At 35.3% G+C, this 18,646-nt stretch carries 14 protein-coding genes and 1 other annotated feature; of the genes, 10 read left to right on the top strand and 4 right to left on the bottom strand.

The genetic code is table 11. The features are described from left to right. Positions 1-63: 63 nt before the first annotated feature. The 3 genes from ABH961_RS20170 (at position 64) to ABH961_RS20160 (ending at position 5,322) form a co-directional block, all read left to right on the top strand. Positions 64-2,448 carry an immune inhibitor A domain-containing protein gene (locus tag ABH961_RS20170; protein ID WP_098080519.1) on the top strand — a complete coding sequence of 795 codons (2,385 nt, stop codon included), beginning with the start codon at positions 64-66 and terminating at the stop codon, positions 2,446-2,448. Positions 2,449-2,823: 375 nt separating this feature from the next. Beyond that, positions 2,824-3,855: a Delta(5) desaturase DesA gene (gene desA / locus ABH961_RS20165; RefSeq protein WP_000171508.1), complete on the top strand. Its 1,032-nt coding sequence runs from the start codon at positions 2,824-2,826 to the stop codon at positions 3,853-3,855. Between the two features lie 279 nt (positions 3,856-4,134). After that, complete coding sequence (locus ABH961_RS20160) at positions 4,135-5,322, top strand: RtcB family protein (protein ID WP_048547643.1); 1,188 nt, start codon at positions 4,135-4,137, stop codon at positions 5,320-5,322. Between the two features lie 198 nt (positions 5,323-5,520). Here the strand turns inward: ABH961_RS20160 and ABH961_RS20155 are convergent, their stop codons facing one another. Next, positions 5,521-5,868, bottom strand: a complete 348-nt coding sequence (locus ABH961_RS20155) for a VOC family protein (protein ID WP_048547641.1) — start codon at positions 5,866-5,868, stop codon at positions 5,521-5,523. A 303-nt stretch (positions 5,869-6,171) separates the two neighbouring features. After that, positions 6,172-7,596 carry an amino acid permease gene (locus ABH961_RS20150; RefSeq protein WP_048547639.1) on the bottom strand — a complete coding sequence of 475 codons (1,425 nt, stop codon included), beginning with the start codon at positions 7,594-7,596 and terminating at the stop codon, positions 6,172-6,174. A 270-nt stretch (positions 7,597-7,866) separates the two neighbouring features. On the opposite strand from ABH961_RS20150, the gene ABH961_RS20145 reads away from it, so the two are divergent. After that, positions 7,867-8,616: an IclR family transcriptional regulator gene (locus ABH961_RS20145; RefSeq protein WP_098049140.1), complete on the top strand. Its 750-nt coding sequence runs from the start codon at positions 7,867-7,869 to the stop codon at positions 8,614-8,616. 75 nt (positions 8,617-8,691) lie between these two features. After that, positions 8,692-10,332 carry a M20/M25/M40 family metallo-hydrolase gene (locus tag ABH961_RS20140; RefSeq protein WP_404519869.1) on the top strand — a complete coding sequence of 547 codons (1,641 nt, stop codon included), beginning with the start codon at positions 8,692-8,694 and terminating at the stop codon, positions 10,330-10,332. A gap of 191 nt (positions 10,333-10,523) precedes the next feature. Here ABH961_RS20140 and proC read toward each other — a convergent pair whose 3' ends face one another. Continuing rightward, positions 10,524-11,342: a pyrroline-5-carboxylate reductase gene (gene proC, locus ABH961_RS20135; RefSeq protein WP_048547632.1), complete on the bottom strand. Its 819-nt coding sequence runs from the start codon at positions 11,340-11,342 to the stop codon at positions 10,524-10,526. 339 nt (positions 11,343-11,681) lie between these two features. Further along, positions 11,682-11,892 (top strand) — a binding site (T-box leader). A 144-nt stretch (positions 11,893-12,036) separates the two neighbouring features. Here proC and proB point away from each other — a divergent pair. Together proB and ABH961_RS20125 are read left to right on the top strand one after the other, a co-directional pair. Beyond that, positions 12,037-13,140, top strand: coding sequence for a glutamate 5-kinase (proB, locus tag ABH961_RS20130; RefSeq protein ID WP_048547630.1), 1,104 nt, complete (start codon positions 12,037-12,039; stop codon positions 13,138-13,140). Between the two features lie 31 nt (positions 13,141-13,171). Next, complete coding sequence (locus tag ABH961_RS20125) at positions 13,172-14,419, top strand: glutamate-5-semialdehyde dehydrogenase (RefSeq protein ID WP_048547628.1); 1,248 nt, start codon at positions 13,172-13,174, stop codon at positions 14,417-14,419. Between the two features lie 51 nt (positions 14,420-14,470). Here ABH961_RS20125 and ABH961_RS20120 read toward each other — a convergent pair whose 3' ends face one another. After that, positions 14,471-15,664, bottom strand: coding sequence for a NupC/NupG family nucleoside CNT transporter (locus ABH961_RS20120; RefSeq protein ID WP_048547626.1), 1,194 nt, complete (start codon positions 15,662-15,664; stop codon positions 14,471-14,473). A gap of 163 nt (positions 15,665-15,827) precedes the next feature. Between ABH961_RS20120 and ABH961_RS20115 the strand changes: the two genes are divergently transcribed. From ABH961_RS20115 to hmoA, 3 genes are all read left to right on the top strand, one after another. After that, positions 15,828-16,871 (top strand): ArsR/SmtB family transcription factor, encoded by a 1,044-nt coding sequence (locus tag ABH961_RS20115; protein ID WP_048547624.1) that lies wholly within the window; start codon positions 15,828-15,830, stop codon positions 16,869-16,871. A gap of 57 nt (positions 16,872-16,928) precedes the next feature. Continuing rightward, positions 16,929-18,143 carry an MFS transporter gene (locus ABH961_RS20110; RefSeq protein ID WP_404519866.1) on the top strand — a complete coding sequence of 405 codons (1,215 nt, stop codon included), beginning with the start codon at positions 16,929-16,931 and terminating at the stop codon, positions 18,141-18,143. 96 nt (positions 18,144-18,239) lie between these two features. Beyond that, on the top strand, positions 18,240-18,566 hold the full coding sequence (gene hmoA / locus ABH961_RS20105) for a heme-degrading monooxygenase HmoA (RefSeq protein WP_000469503.1): 327 nt from the start codon (positions 18,240-18,242) through the stop codon (positions 18,564-18,566). The last annotated feature ends 80 nt before the right edge of the window (positions 18,567-18,646 follow it).

Here is an 18,646-nt window from a genome sequence, read left to right as displayed (position 1 = left end):
ACGAATATTATGTTCCTATCGGCAAAAAAAACGATAATTTGCAGACACTGGGGAGGAAAAGCATTGAAAAAGAATAAGAAGTTAAAACCATTATCAGTTTTAGCAACAGCGGCAGTGTTAAGTAGTACGTTTGCTTTCGGAAGTCATGCAGCGTATGCTGATACGCCACCATCTCTACCAATTGATGAGCATTTAATACCAGATGAGCGTTTGGCAGAAGCGCTGAAACAAAGGGGAGTAATTGATCAATCTGCATCACAAGCTGAGACATCAAAGGCTGTCGAAAATTATGTTGAGAAAAAGAAAGGGGAAAACCTTGGGAAAGAAATCTTGACAGGAGATAGTCTTACGCAAGAAGCTTCTGATTTTATGAAAAAAGTAAAAGATACAAAAATGAAGGAAAATGAACAGGCGCAGCAACCTGAAGTAGGATCAGTAGCTGGGCAAGATGCAGGATTGAATTCTAGAAAACTAAATGGAAAAGTACCGACTACACCAGCGAAGCAAGAAGAGTACAATGGAGCTGTTCGAAAAGATAAAGTGCTTGTTTTACTCGTAGAATTTAGCGATTTTAAGCATAATAATATTGATCAAGAACCAGGTTATATGTATTCTAAGGACTTTAATCGTGAACATTATCAAAAAATGTTATTTGGTGATGAGCAATTTACGTTATTTGATGGATCGAAGATTAACACTTTTAAACAATATTATGAAGAGCAATCTGGCGGAAGCTACACAGTTGATGGCACTGTAACCGAATGGCTTACTGTTCCAGGAAAAGCTTCAGATTATGGTGCGGATGCGGGAACTGGTCATGATAATAAAGGTCCTTTAGGGCCACGCGATTTTGTGAAAGAAGCATTAAAAGCAGCTGTAGCAAAAGGCATTAATTTAGCTGATTATGATCAATTTGATCAATACGATCAAGATGGTGATGGAAATAAAAACGAACCAGATGGAATTATTGACCACCTAATGGTTGTACATGCGGGCGTAGGTCAAGAAGCTGGCGGTGGTAAATTGAAAGATGATGCGATTTGGTCTCATCGTTCAAAACTAGGATCAAAACCATATGCGATAGATGGTACGAAATCTTCTGTTTCAAATTGGGGCGGAAAGATGGCTGCATATGATTATACAATCGAGCCTGAAGACGGAGCAGTTGGTGTGTTTGCGCATGAGTATGGTCATGATTTAGGCTTACCAGATGAATATGATACAAAGTATTCAGGACAAGGTGAACCTGTTGAATCATGGTCCCTTATGAGCGGCGGTAGCTGGGCTGGAAAAATTGCGGGAACAGAGCCAACAAGTTTCTCACCGCAAAATAAAGAGTTTTTCCAAAAGAATATGAAGGGGAACTGGGCGAATATCGTCGAAGTAGATTATGATAAACTTCGCACGGGAATTGGTACCGCAACATATTTAGATCAAAGTGTTACAAAATCAAAACGACCAGGAATCGTTCGTGTTAACTTGCCAGACAAAGATATAAAAAATATCGAATCAGCATTTGGTAAGAAGTTTTATTACAGCACAAAAGGAAATGACATTCATACAACACTTGAGACACCAGTATTTGACTTAACGACTGCAACGGATGCTAAGTTTGATTATAAGGCATTTTATGAATTGGAAGCGAAGTATGATTTCCTTGACGTAAATGCGATTGCAGAAGATGGAACGAAGACACGTATTGATAGAATGGGCGAAAAAGATGTAAAAGGCGGCGTAGATACAACAGATGGTAAGTGGGTTGATAAATCATACGATTTAAGCCAATTTAAAGGAAAGAAAGTAAAACTGCAATTTGAGTATGTAACAGATATTGCAGTAGCTTATAAAGGATTTGCATTAGACAATGCAGCATTAACTGTAGATGGAAAAGTTGTTTTTTCTGATGATGCAGAAGGCCAGCCAGCAATGACGCTAAAAGGATTTACTGTGTCTAACGGATTTGAACAGAAAAAACATAACTACTATATCGAGTGGCGAAATTACGCTGGGTCTGACACGGCGCTACAACATGCACGTGGTCCAGTATTTAATACAGGAATGGTTGTATGGTATGCGGATCAAAGCTTTACAGATAACTGGGTAGGTGTTCATCCAGGCGAAGGATTCCTTGGGGTAGTAGATTCTCATCCAGAGGCAATCGTAGGAACATTAAATGGACAACCAACTGTGAAGAGCAGTACGCGTTATCAAATTGCCGATGCGGCATTCTCATTTGATCAAACGCCAGCATGGAAAGTAAATTCGCCAACCCGCGGTATCTTTGATTATAAAGGATTGCCAGGCGTTGCGAAATTTGATGATTCTAAGCAATACATCAACAGTGTTATTCCAGATGCCGGACGTAAGTTGCCGAAACTTGGATTGAAGTTTGAAGTAGTAGGTCAAGCTGAAGACAAGTCTGCAGGGGCAGTTTGGATCCATCGCTAAAATAAAATGAAAAGGAGCTGCCATAAGTCGGTGAAACCTGACTTATGGCAGCTCTTTTCTTCTTGTGAGAAAAAACTGTTACATAAATACAAATCGAAAAAAATTACCATTTAAAAAAATGAAAAGATGTGCAGAAGTGAAAAATTCCTCTGCTTTTATATATATTTATTGGAAAAAATAGATGTTTTTTTTATAATTGAAATGCTCCATCAGTCCGATTATATAAGGTTTTTTGACCGTAAGTAATTTGTAAGTAATGAGTAAGAAAAAAGAGATTTTTATATTATATAATATTTATTACAGCTACTTTTAACACCTGATACTAATAGTATGCTATAATGTGAATTAGCAACATAAAGGAAAGGAATTAGACCAATGACATTAGAAAATACTAAAAATTTAAAAAAACAAGTTGCTCCGTATGAAAAATCAACGATTAAAAAAAGTGTGTGGCAACTTATTAACACAATTGTGCCGTTCATTATTTTATGGTACCTTGCTTATAAAAGTTTGTCCGTTTCTTATTGGTTATCGTTAGTTCCATCTCTGTTAGCCGCTGGTTTTATGACACGGATTTTCATTATTTTTCATGATTGTACCCATTATTCATTCTTTAAAAGTCGACCTGCAAATAGAATCGTAGGGACATGTATGGGTGTGTTAACTTTATTCCCGTTTGATCAATGGGGACATGAGCATTCTATTCATCACGCTACAAGTGGTAATTTGGATAAGAGAGGTACAGGAGATATTTGGACACTTACAGTTGATGAATATGTAGCTGCGCCATTTAGACTTCGTTTAGCATATCGCTTATATCGCAATCCATTCGTTATGTTTGGATTAGGTCCGATTTATGTTTTCTTACTTAAAAATAGATTTAACCGAAAAGGTGCTAGACAGAAAGAACGTATGAATACGTATTTGACGAATATTATAATCGTTGCTTTAATAGCTATACTTTGCTGGGCAATTGGGTGGCAATCGTTTCTGTTAGTGCATGGTACGATATTCTTAATAGCAGGTTCAGTAGGAATTTGGCTGTTTTACGTACAGCACACATTCGAAGATTCTTATTTTGAAGAGGATAAAGATTGGGAATATGTGAAAGCGGCAGTGGAAGGAAGTTCATTTTATAAACTTCCAAAAATCTTGCAATTTCTAACTGGTAATATTGGATTCCATCATGTTCACCATTTAAGTCCAAGAGTACCTAACTATAAACTAGAAGAGGCACACAATAATACGCTTCCGTTAAAAAATGTACCAACGATTACACTTGCTACAAGCTTACGATCACTCCGTTTTCGTCTTTGGGATGAGAAAAGTAACAATTTTGTTACCTTTAAAGAATTCAAAAAAATAATTAAAAACAATGTTTCTGTTCGAGTGAAATCTGAACTATAATTTCATCGTATATAAAAAACTCTCCTTAATCATTTTCGATTTAAGGGGAGTTTTTGTTTAATTATTATATAATCGATATTGAGGAGGAATGCTTATGTGTAGGTATAAATATAAAGAGACAGTAATTATATTATGTAAACAAAATAAATCATTATAATTTTTTTATAGTGAAGGATATATTATATATATATATTGGAAAGTAGAAGGTGGATGATAGTAATTATAAGAACACATACAACGTAATAAAATAATTCTTTCAAAAGGAAGGGGACATGAAAGATGTTGAAATTACAAGGAAAATACAATGAAGCAAAAGTATTTACGAATAACGTTGATGAGACTGCAACTGGGCAGATTATTGATCTTTGTAACCAAGAATTCGTAAAGGATAGTCAAATTCGTATTATGCCAGATACACATGCAGGAGCAGGTTGCACGATTGGGACAACGATGACAATACAAGATAAAATTGTTCCTAATCTTGTAGGGGTAGACATTGGTTGTGGTATGGAAGTTGTTGTGATTGATAAGAAAAAAGAAGAAATTAATTTCGATTACTTAGACGAAACGATTCGTAAATTTGTTCCAAGTGGTTTTCGTATCCGAGATAAAGAACATCGATTCTCAAAAATGATTGATTTTGATGGTGTGAAGGCCCCATATACATTACAACGAGCTCAAAAAAGTATAGGTACTCTTGGAGGAGGAAATCATTTCATTGAATTAAATGAAGATGATAAAGGAAATGTATATATTGTCATTCATAGTGGTTCTCGTAATTTAGGTAAACAAATAGCAGAGTATTACCAGAACTTCGCGTATGAACAACTAATTCATGTTACATCAATGAAGGATGAGATTATTAAGAGATTAACTAAAGAGGGGAGAGAAAAAGAAATACAAGAAACTTTACGTGGAATTAAGAAGCCACAGATTCGTAAAGAACTAGCTTATTTAGAAGGAGAAGGATTCAAAGATTATATGAATGACATGAATATTGCCCAAAAGTATGCCGCGTTAAATCGTAAAGCAATGATTGATGAAATTGTTACGAAAATGGACTGGAAAATAACGGATCAATTTACTACAATACATAACTATATTGACATAGAAAATATGATTCTACGAAAAGGTGCTATTTCAGCTCAGAAAGATGAACGAGTAATTATTCCAATTAACATGAGAGATGGTTCAATTATTGCATTTGGTAAAGGTAATCCAGACTGGAACTTTTCTGGTCCGCATGGGGCAGGACGTATCATGAGTCGTAAGAAGGCTAAAGAATTATTGAGTATAGAGGACTTCCAAAATACGATGAAAGAGGTGTGGACTACATCGGTAGTAGAGAGCACAATTGATGAAGCACCAATGGTATACAAGCCAATGGATGAAATTATAGAAAATACAAAAGAAACGATAGATATAAAGCACATTATTAAGCCATTATATAATTTTAAAGCGAATTAGAAGGGATAAATAAGCAGCCAGAAAAAACTATTTTTCGTATTTTTTGTTTGGAAACAATCTAATCAAAGGAAGTAGTTTCATTTTATGGTGGATGTGATAGAAAAAAGTCGATTTCCAGTGGAGTAAAGAAATCGACTTTTTTATTTATTTTGTTGAATGAAAGCAACCGTTAGCTTAATAGCAAAGGATTATAACCGTCTATTTCTCCCAAAGCTCAATTAGACGACCTTCAGGATCTTTAATCCAAATAAACTTTCCGAACTCACTAATTTCTTCTTTCTTTTCAAGCGGTACGCCAATATGTTCAAGATGCTGCATAGTCTCATTTAAATTATGTACTTCAAAATTTAACATCACTTGCTGTTCTATTGGAAAATAATTATCATTTTCGGTAAAGAAAGAAAAAATAGTCTCATTTCCTAATTGGGGTTTAATCACAGTCCCATTCCAATCTTCTATTTCAATTTTCAACACTTCACTGTACCATTTTTTTATAACATCAAGATTTTTAGTTCTCCAAAATATTCCCCCGAAACCTTTTATCATCGAATATAACTCCTGTCTATTTAAAAATTTTTAAGTATTATATATTCAATATATCAAAACAGTAAGTGTAAGGAAAATCAATAACGTATAAAAAGTGAAAAATTCCAATTACTAGTATTGTAGTATTTACCGCATTATGGAAATCGGTATCACTTTTCAAAGAACTTACAACCCAAGTAAAGGTATATAGTAATACTGACTCGTATGAGGTAATGAATGAAAAGGGAATAGAACAAATGCCAATGATAAAAGACCGCATATGAAATGAAAGCCATGTGCGGTCTTTTATATATAAGTATAGTATTACATAGTCTCGCTAATTTTAGTTTCACTTTGAGTGTTAGTAGCAATTCTTTTCTTAACTTTAAAGTGATAGTATGTGTAGCAAAAAACGATAAACGGTAAAGTGCAATAGATTCCAAGTCGTTGTTCTGGGATGAAAATAAGACTGATTAATATAATGCCATACAATCCAAAACCAAGAATTGGTACAAGTGGATAAAGTGGAGTTTTAAATTTTAAGTCTTCTAATTTTCCACCGTCTGCTAAATAATGTTTACGGAAAAAGAATTGAGAGACACAAATTGACATCCAAACAATGATTGTTATGACGCCAGAAATTGAAATTAACCATAAGTAAACTGTTTCAGCAGCTACGACGCTTGTTAAAAGAGAAAAAGCAGAAATAGAAATTGTCAAAATTAAAGCGTTTAAAGGTATTCCTCGTGAAGATAATTTCTTTAAAAAGGCCGGAGCCATTTCATTTTTTGATAATGACCAAAGCATGCGAGTTGCGGCGTACAGTCCAGAGTTTGCGACAGAAAGAACAGCAGTAAGAATAACAAAATTCATAATATCAGCTGCATATGGAATACCGATATTATCAAATACAGCAACGAATGGACTTTTGGTTAATCCAGCTTCTTCCCAAGGAATTAAAGCAACAAGAACAAAGATTGCTAAGACGAAGAAAAACATCGTGCGCCATATAATATTTCTAATAGAACGAGGTAAAGTTTTTGCTGGATCTTCACTTTCACCTGCTGCGATTCCGACAAGTTCTGTACCTTGGAAGGAATAATTGACTGTAACCATTGTTAATAGAATAGCTGCAAGTCCATTTGGGAATAAACCGCCATGATTTACGAAATTTGATAATAACGGGGCTGGTTCGTCGCCTTTTAAGTCAATAAAACCGAACATAGCGGCACCGCCAAGGATAATAAAAGCTATAATGGCAGATACTTTTATACTTGAAAACCAAAATTCTGTTTCTGCATAACTACGAGCAGATAATGCGTTAATAGTGAAGATAGTAACGCCAAATATTAAACACCAAACCCAAACAGGAATATCTGGAAACCAGCGCTGCATTGTAATGCCGGCAGTTGTAAATTCAAGACCGGTCGTATTCGCCCAGCTTAACCAATACAACCATCCGATTGTAAATCCAGTTGCAGGATTGATGAACTTAGTTGCATATTCCTGAAAAGAACCTGAAACAGGCATGGCTACAGCAAGTTCACCAAGACAAAGCATAACGAAATACATTAATAATCCACCAGCCATAAAGGCAAGTACGGATCCACCAGGTCCAGCTTGACTTATAATAAAACCAGATCCGTTAAATAATCCCGTTCCAATCACACCACCGAGTGCAATCATGAATAAGTGTCTACTTTTCATCGTACGTTTTAATTCATTGTTTGTATTACTTACTTGCGTCATTGTTTTCCTCACTTTCGTAGTTGATAGAATGAAGTTTGATGTTTTTCCGTATTGTGGAATGTATTCCGTGATGTGAAATCTTGTTATAATTTTCAGATAATTAAAAAGAAAAGTCAATATTTTTTTGTTCGCGCTTACAAATTGTTATCAGTGGCATATTTTTATTTTTAGAAAATTGAATAAATAGATTGATTTCATTTTAAATTTTTGTTAAATTGATAGGTAATTGAGCAAACTAGCATATTACAAGTCAGGCTGAGGTGAGTTATTATGGTGCAGTCCATTGATCGAGCGATAAGTATTATAAAGTTGTTAAATTCTACTAATGAAAAAGAGTATTGGGCTATTTCTGATATAGCGGACAGAACACATCTCCCAGTTAGTACAGTACATAGATTACTTAACTCTTTAATCGAGCATGGGTTAGTTACACAAATTTCAGAAACGAAACAGTACAAAATTGGGCCAATGTGGATGGAAATAGGATTACGTCAATTGGAGAAGGTAGACTACAGATCTGTAGCAAGAGAAGTGATGAAGCGGTTAGCTTCTGAGGTCGAAGAAAGTGTGTATTTGAACATTCCAAATGGAACACATTCTATTATCATTGAAAGAATGGATAGCCCTTTAAAAATTCGAGTTATTGATAACTTAGGGGAACAAATTCCACTTTCAATTGGTGCGGCAAATAAAACGATGCTTGCCAATATGAAAACGAATGAAATGGAACATATTATAGAACATTTACTTTCTTCATTACCAGAACAAAAGCACATTCTTTTAGATCAAATAAAGCAAATAAAAACTGAAGGATATGCGGTAAGTTATGGTGAAAAAACAGAAGGGACAGCTTCAGTAGCTGCACCTATTATCGGATTTAATCATAAAGTAGTAGGAGCATTAAGTGTTGGGTTAATTAGTCACCGCATTAATGATGATCGACTATCTTTTCTGATTAGTAAGGTAAAACAAGCAGCTCATGAAATATCAATAAAAATCGGCAGTACATCAGAGCTATAATTTTGATAACTGTCGTCATTTTTTATTCATATACTGGAATTCATTTTCATAATGCGGAAAAATAGGGGGATTTATATGTCAAAGTGGCAATCAAAAGAACAATTGATTCAATTATTAAGCAGTCTTGTTGAAATTCCTAGTATTACAGGTACAGAAGCTGAAGTGATATTGCCAGACTTTGTTGTGGAACAATTATCTGATTTACAGTACTTCAAAGAAAACCCGCATCATTTGCAAAAAAATCCGACGGGGGACGGACGATATTTTGTTACAGCCCTAGTGAAGAAAAGCGATAGTACAAAAAATACCGTAATTCTAGTTAGTCACTTTGATGTTGTAGATGTGCAAGATTACGGAGTTTGGAAAGAAGATGCATTTAATCCTAAAATGTTAACATCTATGTTTTATTCTCATAAAGATGAATTACCAGACCATGTGCGTGAAGATATAGAACAAGGAGATTGGCTGTTTGGCAGAGGAACAATGGATATGAAATGCGGCCTCACATTACAAATGGCAATGATTGAGCAAGCCTGTGAAGGAAGATTTGACGGGAATGTTCTTTTATTATCTGTTCCAGATGAAGAAGTAAACTCTGTAGGGATGAGGGCTGCTGTTCCAAGACTACTAGAGTTAGCAAGAGAACATAACTTGGATTATAAAACGGTATTAAATTCAGAGCCTATGTTTTCACGACATCCTGGTGACCAAAATAAGTATATTTATACTGGTTCTATTGGTAAAGTGTTACCTGGATTTCTTTGCTATGGTAAAGAAACACATGTAGGTGAACCATTTGCAGGTTTAAATGGGAGTTATATGGCTGCTTTATTAACGGCTGAATTAGAATTGAATACGGACCTTTGTGATGTTGTAGAAGGAGAAGCAAGTCCTCCGCCAACTAACTTACTTCAACGGGACTTAAAGGAGGATTATTCTGTACAAATTCCGCATCGTGCAGTCACATTATTCAATTTGTTTTTACTAGAAAAAACGATGACAGATGTCGTTTCAATGTTACGTCAAAAAGTAACGAAAGTAGCAGAGAAAATAGAAGAATCATACGAGAAGCAAGCATATCGTTTTTCTAAATATAATCCGTTTATACCGCCTAATATGAAAGTAAATGTTTTAACGTATGAAGAGCTTATCGCTTATGCAATTGAACAACATGGGCAAGAGAAAATAGATGATATTCAATCTAGTATAATAAAAAATAGAGAAGATAAAGATGATCGTGCGGTAACAATTGATTTAGTAGATAAACTATCTATTTTATGTAAAGAAAAGGCGCCGATGATTGTACTTTTCTTTGCTCCACCATATTATCCAGCTGTAAGTTCACGCAACCATCCGTTAATTAAAGATGTAGTTGCAGAAATGGAAAAGTATGCTCACTACAATCATAACATTACATTTGAAAACCAAAACTATTTTGGGGGAATTTCAGATTTGAGCTATGTGGGCTTACAGAATCCACTACATTCAATGAGTTCACTTGTAGACAATATGCCATTATGGGATAAAGGTTATTCGATTCCACTTCAGGATCTAGAAGAGTTTGACGTTCCGGTATTAAATATGGGGCCGGTAGGAAAAGATGCACATCAATGGACAGAACGTTTAGATGTAAATTATGCATTTGAAACGCTATTAGATATGTTACCGAAATGCATTGAAAAATTATTAGTTTCTAATAAAATTACACAATCATAGTAGGGAATAAGGAAGGGATAAAACTGAAATTTCAAAAGAAGATACAAATAAAATTATTGTAGTATAATCAAAAAAACGGACAAACTCAAGTATCTATGAGTTTGTCCGTTTATCATTTAGTGCAAGCGAGAGAGTATGTAATCCACCGTTTTCTAACTAAATTCAAAGCTAACGTGATCTCTTTTATAGTTTTACTTTTTCGTTTGCCCAGATAGTTCAACAGACTTTTGTGTACAGCGCTGCATTGCTGAAATAATTGCAGTTCGTAATCCTTTTTCCTCTAATGTTGCTACAGCTTCTATCGTTGTTCCGCCAGGAGAACAAACCATATCTTTCAATTCACCTGGATGTATGCCTGTTTCTAGTACCATTTTTGCAGAACCTAACACAGCTTGAGCAGCGAATTTATATGCTTGATTTCTAGGCATACCATCTAATACAGCTGCATCTGCCATCGCTTCTATAATCATATATACGTATGCTGGCGACGAACCACTTACAGATGTTACAACGTCCATTAATTTTTCGCTTACGATCTCTGTTTGACCAAAGCTATTGAAAATGTTTAGCACATCTTCTAAATCTGTTTCTGTCACCATTTCATTAGGGCATAATGCAGACATTCCTTCTCCAACAAGGGCAGGTGTATTAGGCATTACTCTTACAACCTTTAATTTTTTAGCAAAAGCTTCTTCAGTACTTTTAATGCTTTTCCCGGCAGCGATCGTTACGACGATAACATCGTTTTTGATTACTTCTTTTATTTCGTTAATGATTGATGCGTATAGGTCTGGTTTAATTGATAAAATTAAAATATCAGCATTTTTAGCTACTTTATTGTTGTCAGTAGTTGTAGTTAGCCCATATTTTTCACTAGCATTTTTTAAATTCATAGTGTTTAAATCCGAACAAATAATATTATTTGCAGACACTATCTTTTTGTGTAGCATCCCACCAATCATAGCCATTCCCATATTTCCGCAACCGATGAATCCAATTTGTTTATCCATAATAACTCAATCTTGCTCCTTTTATAATAAATTATATCATTTCGAAATTGCTATCTTAAAATAACAATAACATCTTTATGTAATATAAAGAAACATTCTAAGAGAATATATTCCTTTTTGCAACACCAAAAGATAAAAATCAATTATATTCGACATTATGTAAATATATACACTTTAATTGTAGGTTTTATGTTGATGAATATGAGTTAAACTTATATCGATTTGTATTTTCATTCAGTACGGTAATAATTTCATACAAGTAACTTACCGCTCTATTTATTTTTAAAAATACTTCTTGACACCAAATCAAATTATATCGCATAATATAAAAAATTAAACCGAAAATCGTTGAAGGGAAATAGTACATATGTCTTCTTGCGAAAGAGAGTGGAATTCACCGGCTGAAAGATTCCTCGTATAGAATATATCGAACCTATCCCTGAGTCTTAAATGAAAGTTTAGGCGTTCGCCTGCGTTATAGGCGCCAAGTGGATATCTATGTATATCAATTAAGGTGGTACCGCGGAACAATGACCGTTTCGTCCTTTTTATTTTATTAAGGGCGAAGCGGTCATTTTTATTTTGCTCTTAAATAGGCTAGGCGCAGCATTGAAAAGAATAGAATCGCTGCAAGCTATATGAATAGAAGTGTAATTTATAAAAAACTTTGATTTTAGACTTGGGGGATAAAAAAGTGAAAAAACAACGAATTGTTGTAAAGATTGGGAGTAGTTCCTTGGCAGATAGTCACGGAGGCATTTCTAAAGAACAACTTTCAGATCACGTTGCCGCATTGGCTCGATTGAAAGAGGAAGGGCATGAAGTTTTGTTAATTACATCTGGGGCTGTCGCTGCAGGTTTTTCAGCTCTAGGGTATCCTAGTAGACCTGTGACAATTAAAGGAAAACAGGCAGCTGCAGCTGTCGGACAAAGTTTGTTAATGCAGGCGTACACGGAGGAATTTCGTAAATATGGTATCGTTACTGCGCAACTATTGCTGACGAGAAGTGATTTTTCTAGAAAAGAACAATATAGTAATGCTTACGCTACATTAGGAGAGTTACTAAACCGTTCTGCTCTTCCAATCATTAATGAAAATGATTCCATCTCTTTAGAAGAGCTAACGTTCGGTGATAATGATATGCTGTCAGCTTTAGTAAGCGGGCTTGTTTCGTCGGATATGCTAATGATTTTTACGGATGTGAACGGTTTATACGACAAAAATCCTCAGAAAAATGCGGATGCGAAAAAGTATTATTTCCTTCCTGAAGTTACGGAAGAAATCGCTTCTCTTGCAGGAGATGCTGGGTCCAAACTTGGGACTGGCGGTATGAAGTCAAAAATTGATGCTGCGAAGATAGCACTTTCTCTTGGCGTGAGTGTATTTATTGGAACAGGACGTGGACAAGAGAAATTTGTAGATGTTTTGAAGGGCAAAGGTGATGGAACGTATGTCGGAAATGCTCCTCAAAAAGAAATGAAAGTGAATAAGCAATGGATTGCCTTGCATTCGCTTGTTAGTGGACAAATTGAAGTAGACGCTGGAGCAGCTACTGCTATCATTCAGCATGGTAAGAGTCTTCTTCCTGCTGGCGTTACAAATGTTTCAGGATTTTTCCAAGTTGGCGATGTCGTAGAAGTAATGACGCAACAAGGGCACGTAATTGGAAAAGGACAATGCACATATAGCGCAGAGGAATTAAGAGAGATAAAAGGTATGCAAAGTCAACATATTCAAGCAAGAGGCGAAAGGCATAATTATGAAGTCATTCATAGAGATTATTGGGTGTCACTTTAAGAATAGTGATGTTAAAAAGGAGGAAATGAAGATGAATGAAGTGTTGGCAAAGGGAAGAAAAGCGAAAGAAATTGCTAGAGAACTTGTACTAAAATCTACAAGTCAAAAAAACGAAGCACTTGCTGCTATTGCTGAAAGGCTAATAGTAGAAACAGCTTATATTGTAGAGGAAAACAAACGTGATATCGAAGAAGGTAAGGCAAAAGGATTTTCTGATTCACTCCTTGATCGACTTATGCTAACTGAACAACGAATTGTTGATATGGCAGAGGGGATTAAGCAGTTAATCGAATTACGTGATCCAGTTGGAGAACGTGTAAGTGAATGGAAGCGACCAAATGGACTATCTATTCAGGAGATGCGTGTACCACTTGGTGTTGTTGGGATGATTTATGAGGCAAGGCCAAATGTAACAGTAGATGCTGCTACAATTTGCTTGAAAACAGGAAACGCAGTTATATTACGTGGTAGTTCTTCTGCTATCAATTCTAACAAAGCCATCGTTGCCGTTATTCACCGAGCGCTCAAACAAACAAGCTTGCCAGAAGAAAGTGTACAGCTTATAGAAGATACAACACGGGATAGCGCAAAGCAGTTGTTTACATTGAATGATTACCTAGATGTTCTTATTCCAAGAGGCGGCAAACAATTAATTGATACGGTAGTGAGAGAAGCGTCTGTTCCAGTACTTGAAACAGGTGCGGGAAATTGTCATATTTTCATTGATGAAACGGCAGATAAGCGAATGACAATTGATATTATTATAAATGCAAAAACGCAGCGTCCATCTGTATGTAATGCAATTGAAACGATTGTACTTCATGAGAAGTGGGCAGAGCAATATGGTAGCGAGTTGTTTTCTTCTTTGAAGGAAAGAGGCGTGGAGCTACGTGGTGATCAAAAAGCATTGGCATTGGATTCTTCAATTGTACTTGCTTCAGAAGAAGATTGGGAAACAGAATTTTTAGCACTCACGTTGGCAGTGAAAGTAGTTTCTTCTATAGAAGAAGCGATTCATCACATAAATACGTATGGATCTATGCATTCTGAAGCGATTATTTCAGAAAACGAGGAAAACGTCAGCAAATTTTTCACTTCTGTTGATGCGGCGGCACTTTATCATAATGCATCGACACGTTTTACTGATGGATCTGAATTCGGATTTGGAGCAGAAATTGGCATCAGTACACAAAAGCTACACGTAAGAGGACCAATGGGGCTTCCAGCATTAACTTCCACAAAATATGTGATTCGTGGTAATGGACAAATTCGAAAATAAAAATAAGAGACACTCAATTTTCGTTTGGGTGTCTTTTATTTTAAAAAGTATTTACCATACAAAAAGCCCAACGAGCATAGCGCTTAATAAGGAAACAGCCATTCCGCTTACAAGAAGCTTCCAAACATTTTTCCCGATGACTGATGATTTTTCGCCGCCAAATAATGAGTTGTAAGTTCCATAAATCATACCCACTGTACTAAAGTTAGCAAAAGAAGCAAGAAAGGTTGTTGCAACTGCAACTGTATGTGGTTGTAAAGACTTTAGGTTTGATTTTAAATCCATCATTGCAACAAATTCATTCGTCGTTATTTTGATCCCCATTAATTCAGCTACATACATCGCATCACTGCCCGATAAACCGAGTAAAAAAGCAAAAGGGCTAAAGATAATGGAGAAGATTTTTTGAATTGTTAAACCTGTGACGAAAAAGCCTAAAATTCCATTTAAACATGCAGTTAATGCCACATAACCAATTACCATAGCTAAAATAACGATAACCATATTCATCCCGACTAACATACTGTTTGAAATAGTAGAAAAGAAATCCTTTTTTTCATCTTTTGCAGGTGTATATACGACATCTTCTTCTTTTGAAACTTCCACAGGATTTAATACATTGGCTAAAATTAATGCGTTAATACAGTTTAAAGGGATTGCACTGAAAATATATGTTGCCGGAACCATTGATAAATAAGCGCCAAGAATGGATCCGCTAACGCTACTCATACTCATAATTCCAAAAGTTAATAAACGATTTTCTTTTAAAACGGATAATTGATCACGGACAACCGCAAGTGCTTCAGTGTTTCCTAAAAACATCATTTGAATCGAAAAGAAACTTTCTAACTTTGGTAAACGAGAAATTTTTGAAATAACTGCACCTACTTTATCAATAATCCAAGTTAAGATTCCGAAGTACGAAAGAATATCAAAGAACGTGATAACAAAAATGATAGGAAGTAACGCACTAAAGAAGAAATCAATGTGCTGACTTTCCATAGCTGAAGGAAAGGCAAACCGAATACCTTCATTCGCGCATGATAGTAACCAACTGAAAAATGACGCAATTTTATTAATGATAATACTACCGAGCTTCGTACCTAACATAAACCACGTAATAAAGAGCTCCAATAGGATGAGAATTACAATTGGTCTCCATTTTATATGTTTTTTATTAGGCGAACATAGGAAAACAATTAATATGACAACGAAAATCCCTAACATATTTAATATGAAATACATGTCAACAACTCCTTGAGAGTTATTATTTGTATATAAAAAAGCTCCTATTCTTCTTAATTTAGAATGAATGTATTTCAACTCATATTTTATAAATTCTAAAAATATAGAAGGATAAATTCGACGAAAATAGAATTAGATATATAGCAAACAGGGAGGGGATAAAATGGAGGTCTATCACATAACGAGTAGAAAGAGGGAAACTTACCATGTTCAGGTGAAGTATTCGATACTTTTCGAATGCGCACTTGGCATTGCGGCAATCACTCATAAAAGGTTAATCGATACCCTTGAAAAGAGTCAAAATGAATGGGAAGAAATTAAGGAATCATTAACAGAAGAAATGAGAGAGCACTTACAGTTTGTAGAAGAACATAATACGTGGAAAGCGTTACTTCAGTTGTTGTATAAAGAGGATTTTCAGGACTTAGCACAGTTTCATGCTAAAATCGATTCGCTTTCAGAAGTAGATTTGAAATATATATGCTTACCGTTTTTAGGCGAGAAGTATGAAAAGAAAAGATATTTAGCAGCAAGTGGGGACGTAACTGCAATATATGAACTAATGGAACTGACGCAGGATCATCAGTTTTTCTCCGCGTATATTCGTTTTATATGTAATATCGATGTGCAAAAACTAAAGGATCATTTAGTAGCCGTTATGACAGGTTGGTATGAGAGTGTTATTCAGAAAGAGGAGGAGAAAATACTTTCTATATTACAAAGAGACTATGAAGCGAAAAATGAGATGAATAAAAAGATGAAATCGGAAGAGTTCGTCGAGTGGGCGACTGGCGGTGTGAACTATATGCCAGAACCAAGTGTTCATAATGTACTTCTTATCCCGCAAATGACGTACAGACCGTGGAATATTGAGGCGGATATTGAAGATACGAAAGTATTTCATTACCCAGTCGCAAATGAAAGCATCCACCCTGAAAATCTATATGAACCGAATTATTTTTTAGTTCAAAAACATAAGGCACTTGGGGATGAAGCGAGATTACGCATTGTAAAAATTTTGTTCGAAAAAGAACGAACATTGCAGGAAATTACAGAAAGACTGCAACTCGGTAAATCGACTGTACACCATCATTTGAAATTGTTACGTGCAGCGAAGTTAGTGGATATACATGACGGGAAATATGTATTAAGAAAGAAAGCAGTACAGTCATTAGCGAAAGAATTAGATGCGTTTTTAAATAGATAATATGCAACTAGAATGCACATAAGGGGAGGAATTAAATAGAAAAGTTGGTGTATAAAATTGAAAAATGTGTTGAAAAATCGTTCGTTTTTTTTCATGTGGATTGGTAGCGCGATTTCAGAATTGGGCGGGGCTTTCGGAACGTTATGTAATTCAATTCTTGTTTACGAATTAACAGGGTCAAAAACAGCATTAAGTAGTATGTGGTTACTATACTTTATCCCATCGCTCATACTACAACTAATAAGTGGCCCATTTATTGATAAATGGAGCCGGAAGTGGATTATGATTTTTTCGCAATGGGTGCGGGCTTCGGTTTTCTTACTACCGTTAGTCATGTTACTTACTAGTAGTATAGAAGTTTGGCACATATATGTCGTACAAATAATAATTGGGCTTATTACGCCGCTGTATACACCTGCAAGTCAAGCCATTACACCGAGTATTGTAAATAAAGAACAGCTTCAAGACGCAAATGCGTATATTGATGGGATGGCTCGACTTATGATGTTTCTTGGACCAATATTAGGCGGAGTAGCTATTCATTTGATTGGAGTAGAACTTACACTATCTTTCGTATGTATTTGTCTATTTGTTAGTGGCGCTTTTTTACTTTATATAAAAGAAAAGAGAACAAAACAATCTATTCGGAAAACGTGGTTAGAACAGTTTCTTCACGGTTTTACATATTTTTTCACAAAACCAGTTATCGTTTGGCTCTGTATTTTTCTTACTTTCGTGCAATTTGGAGTTGGGGTTACGCTAGTTACAAATCTTCCTTATATAAAAGACGAGCTGTCAGCCGGGTATGCAGAGTTTGGTTATTTTATGGCCGGATTCCCATTTGGCTATGTAGTTGGATCTATACTAGTTGGAAAAGTAACATATAAAAGTCGGCGTATACTTATGCTTGGTGGATTGTTTATAGGAGGACTCACATATATTTCTCTAGCGTTCAATCACAGTATAGTAATTGCAGTGTTCATTGAAGTTGTTGCAGGCATTTGCATTGCCTTTTTCAATGTTCATAACACGACAATATGCCAACAAACAGTACCGAACAATATGATAGGACAAGTATTTTCAGTGCGTTTATTTTTCATACGATCCGCTATGCCGTTAGGTGTGTTATTAGGAGGCATACTAAGTGAAAGCTGGGGAATAAGAGCACTATACTTTATTATCGGTGCGATTATATGTATTACTTCTTTAATAGGATTATTACTTCCGTATTTCAAATTTTTAGATGAGGCGATAGAAAAGAAATCAGCATAATTCAAAAAATTAAAACTTTACAATTGAAAATAATTATCATAATCAATTATAATAGAAGAATAGTAGTATTCGTATTACAAAGAGGGAGTGGGATATATGTTTATCGAAACGAAAACATTTACAGTAAAAGAAGGTACATCAAATATAGTTGTAGAACGTTTCACTGGAGAAGGTATAATTGAAAAATTTGAAGGCTTTATCGACTTGAGTGTTCTTGTGAAAAAAGTAAGACGCGGAGACGAAGAAGTAGTCGTTATGATTCGCTGGGAATCTGAAGAAGCATGGAAAAACTGGGAAACAAGTGAAGAACACTTAGCAGGACATAGAGCGAGCCGTGGCAAACCAAAACCAGATCATATCATTAACGTTGATCACGCAGTTTATTATGTAAAATCATCGAAAGCGGCTTATCAACAGTCGTAATATATATGTAAAGGTAGAGGATATTTGTTAACAAATATCCTCTTTTTTTGATTTATAGTAAAATATGGATGTTATATATG

Origin of the sequence: Bacillus sp. RC251 (assembly GCF_044908765.1) — a bacterium.
In the GTDB taxonomy this organism is placed as follows: Bacteria; Bacillota; Bacilli; order Bacillales; family Bacillaceae_G; genus Bacillus_A; species Bacillus_A wiedmannii.
The sequence above is the reverse complement of the archived record's forward strand: the minus strand, read 5'-3'. Positions and strand labels throughout refer to the sequence as shown.

Excerpts from the sequence above, each read along its gene's own strand:
- desA (WP_000171508.1), top strand. The coding sequence starts at position 2,824 with ATGACATTAGAAAATACTAAAAATTTAAAAAAACAAGTTGCTCCGTAT.
- ABH961_RS20160 (WP_048547643.1), top strand. The coding sequence starts at position 4,135 with ATGTTGAAATTACAAGGAAAATACAATGAAGCAAAAGTATTTACGAAT.
- ABH961_RS20155 (WP_048547641.1), bottom strand. The coding sequence starts at position 5,868 with ATGATAAAAGGTTTCGGGGGAATATTTTGGAGAACTAAAAATCTTGAT.
- ABH961_RS20150 (WP_048547639.1), bottom strand. The coding sequence starts at position 7,596 with ATGACGCAAGTAAGTAATACAAACAATGAATTAAAACGTACGATGAAA.
- ABH961_RS20145 (WP_098049140.1), top strand. The coding sequence starts at position 7,867 with ATGGTGCAGTCCATTGATCGAGCGATAAGTATTATAAAGTTGTTAAAT.
- ABH961_RS20140 (WP_404519869.1), top strand. The coding sequence starts at position 8,692 with ATGTCAAAGTGGCAATCAAAAGAACAATTGATTCAATTATTAAGCAGT.
- proC (WP_048547632.1), bottom strand. The coding sequence starts at position 11,342 with ATGGATAAACAAATTGGATTCATCGGTTGCGGAAATATGGGAATGGCT.
- ABH961_RS20125 (WP_048547628.1), top strand. The coding sequence starts at position 13,172 with ATGAATGAAGTGTTGGCAAAGGGAAGAAAAGCGAAAGAAATTGCTAGA.
- ABH961_RS20120 (WP_048547626.1), bottom strand. The coding sequence starts at position 15,664 with ATGTATTTCATATTAAATATGTTAGGGATTTTCGTTGTCATATTAATT.
- ABH961_RS20115 (WP_048547624.1), top strand. The coding sequence starts at position 15,828 with ATGGAGGTCTATCACATAACGAGTAGAAAGAGGGAAACTTACCATGTT.
- hmoA (WP_000469503.1), top strand. The coding sequence starts at position 18,240 with ATGTTTATCGAAACGAAAACATTTACAGTAAAAGAAGGTACATCAAAT.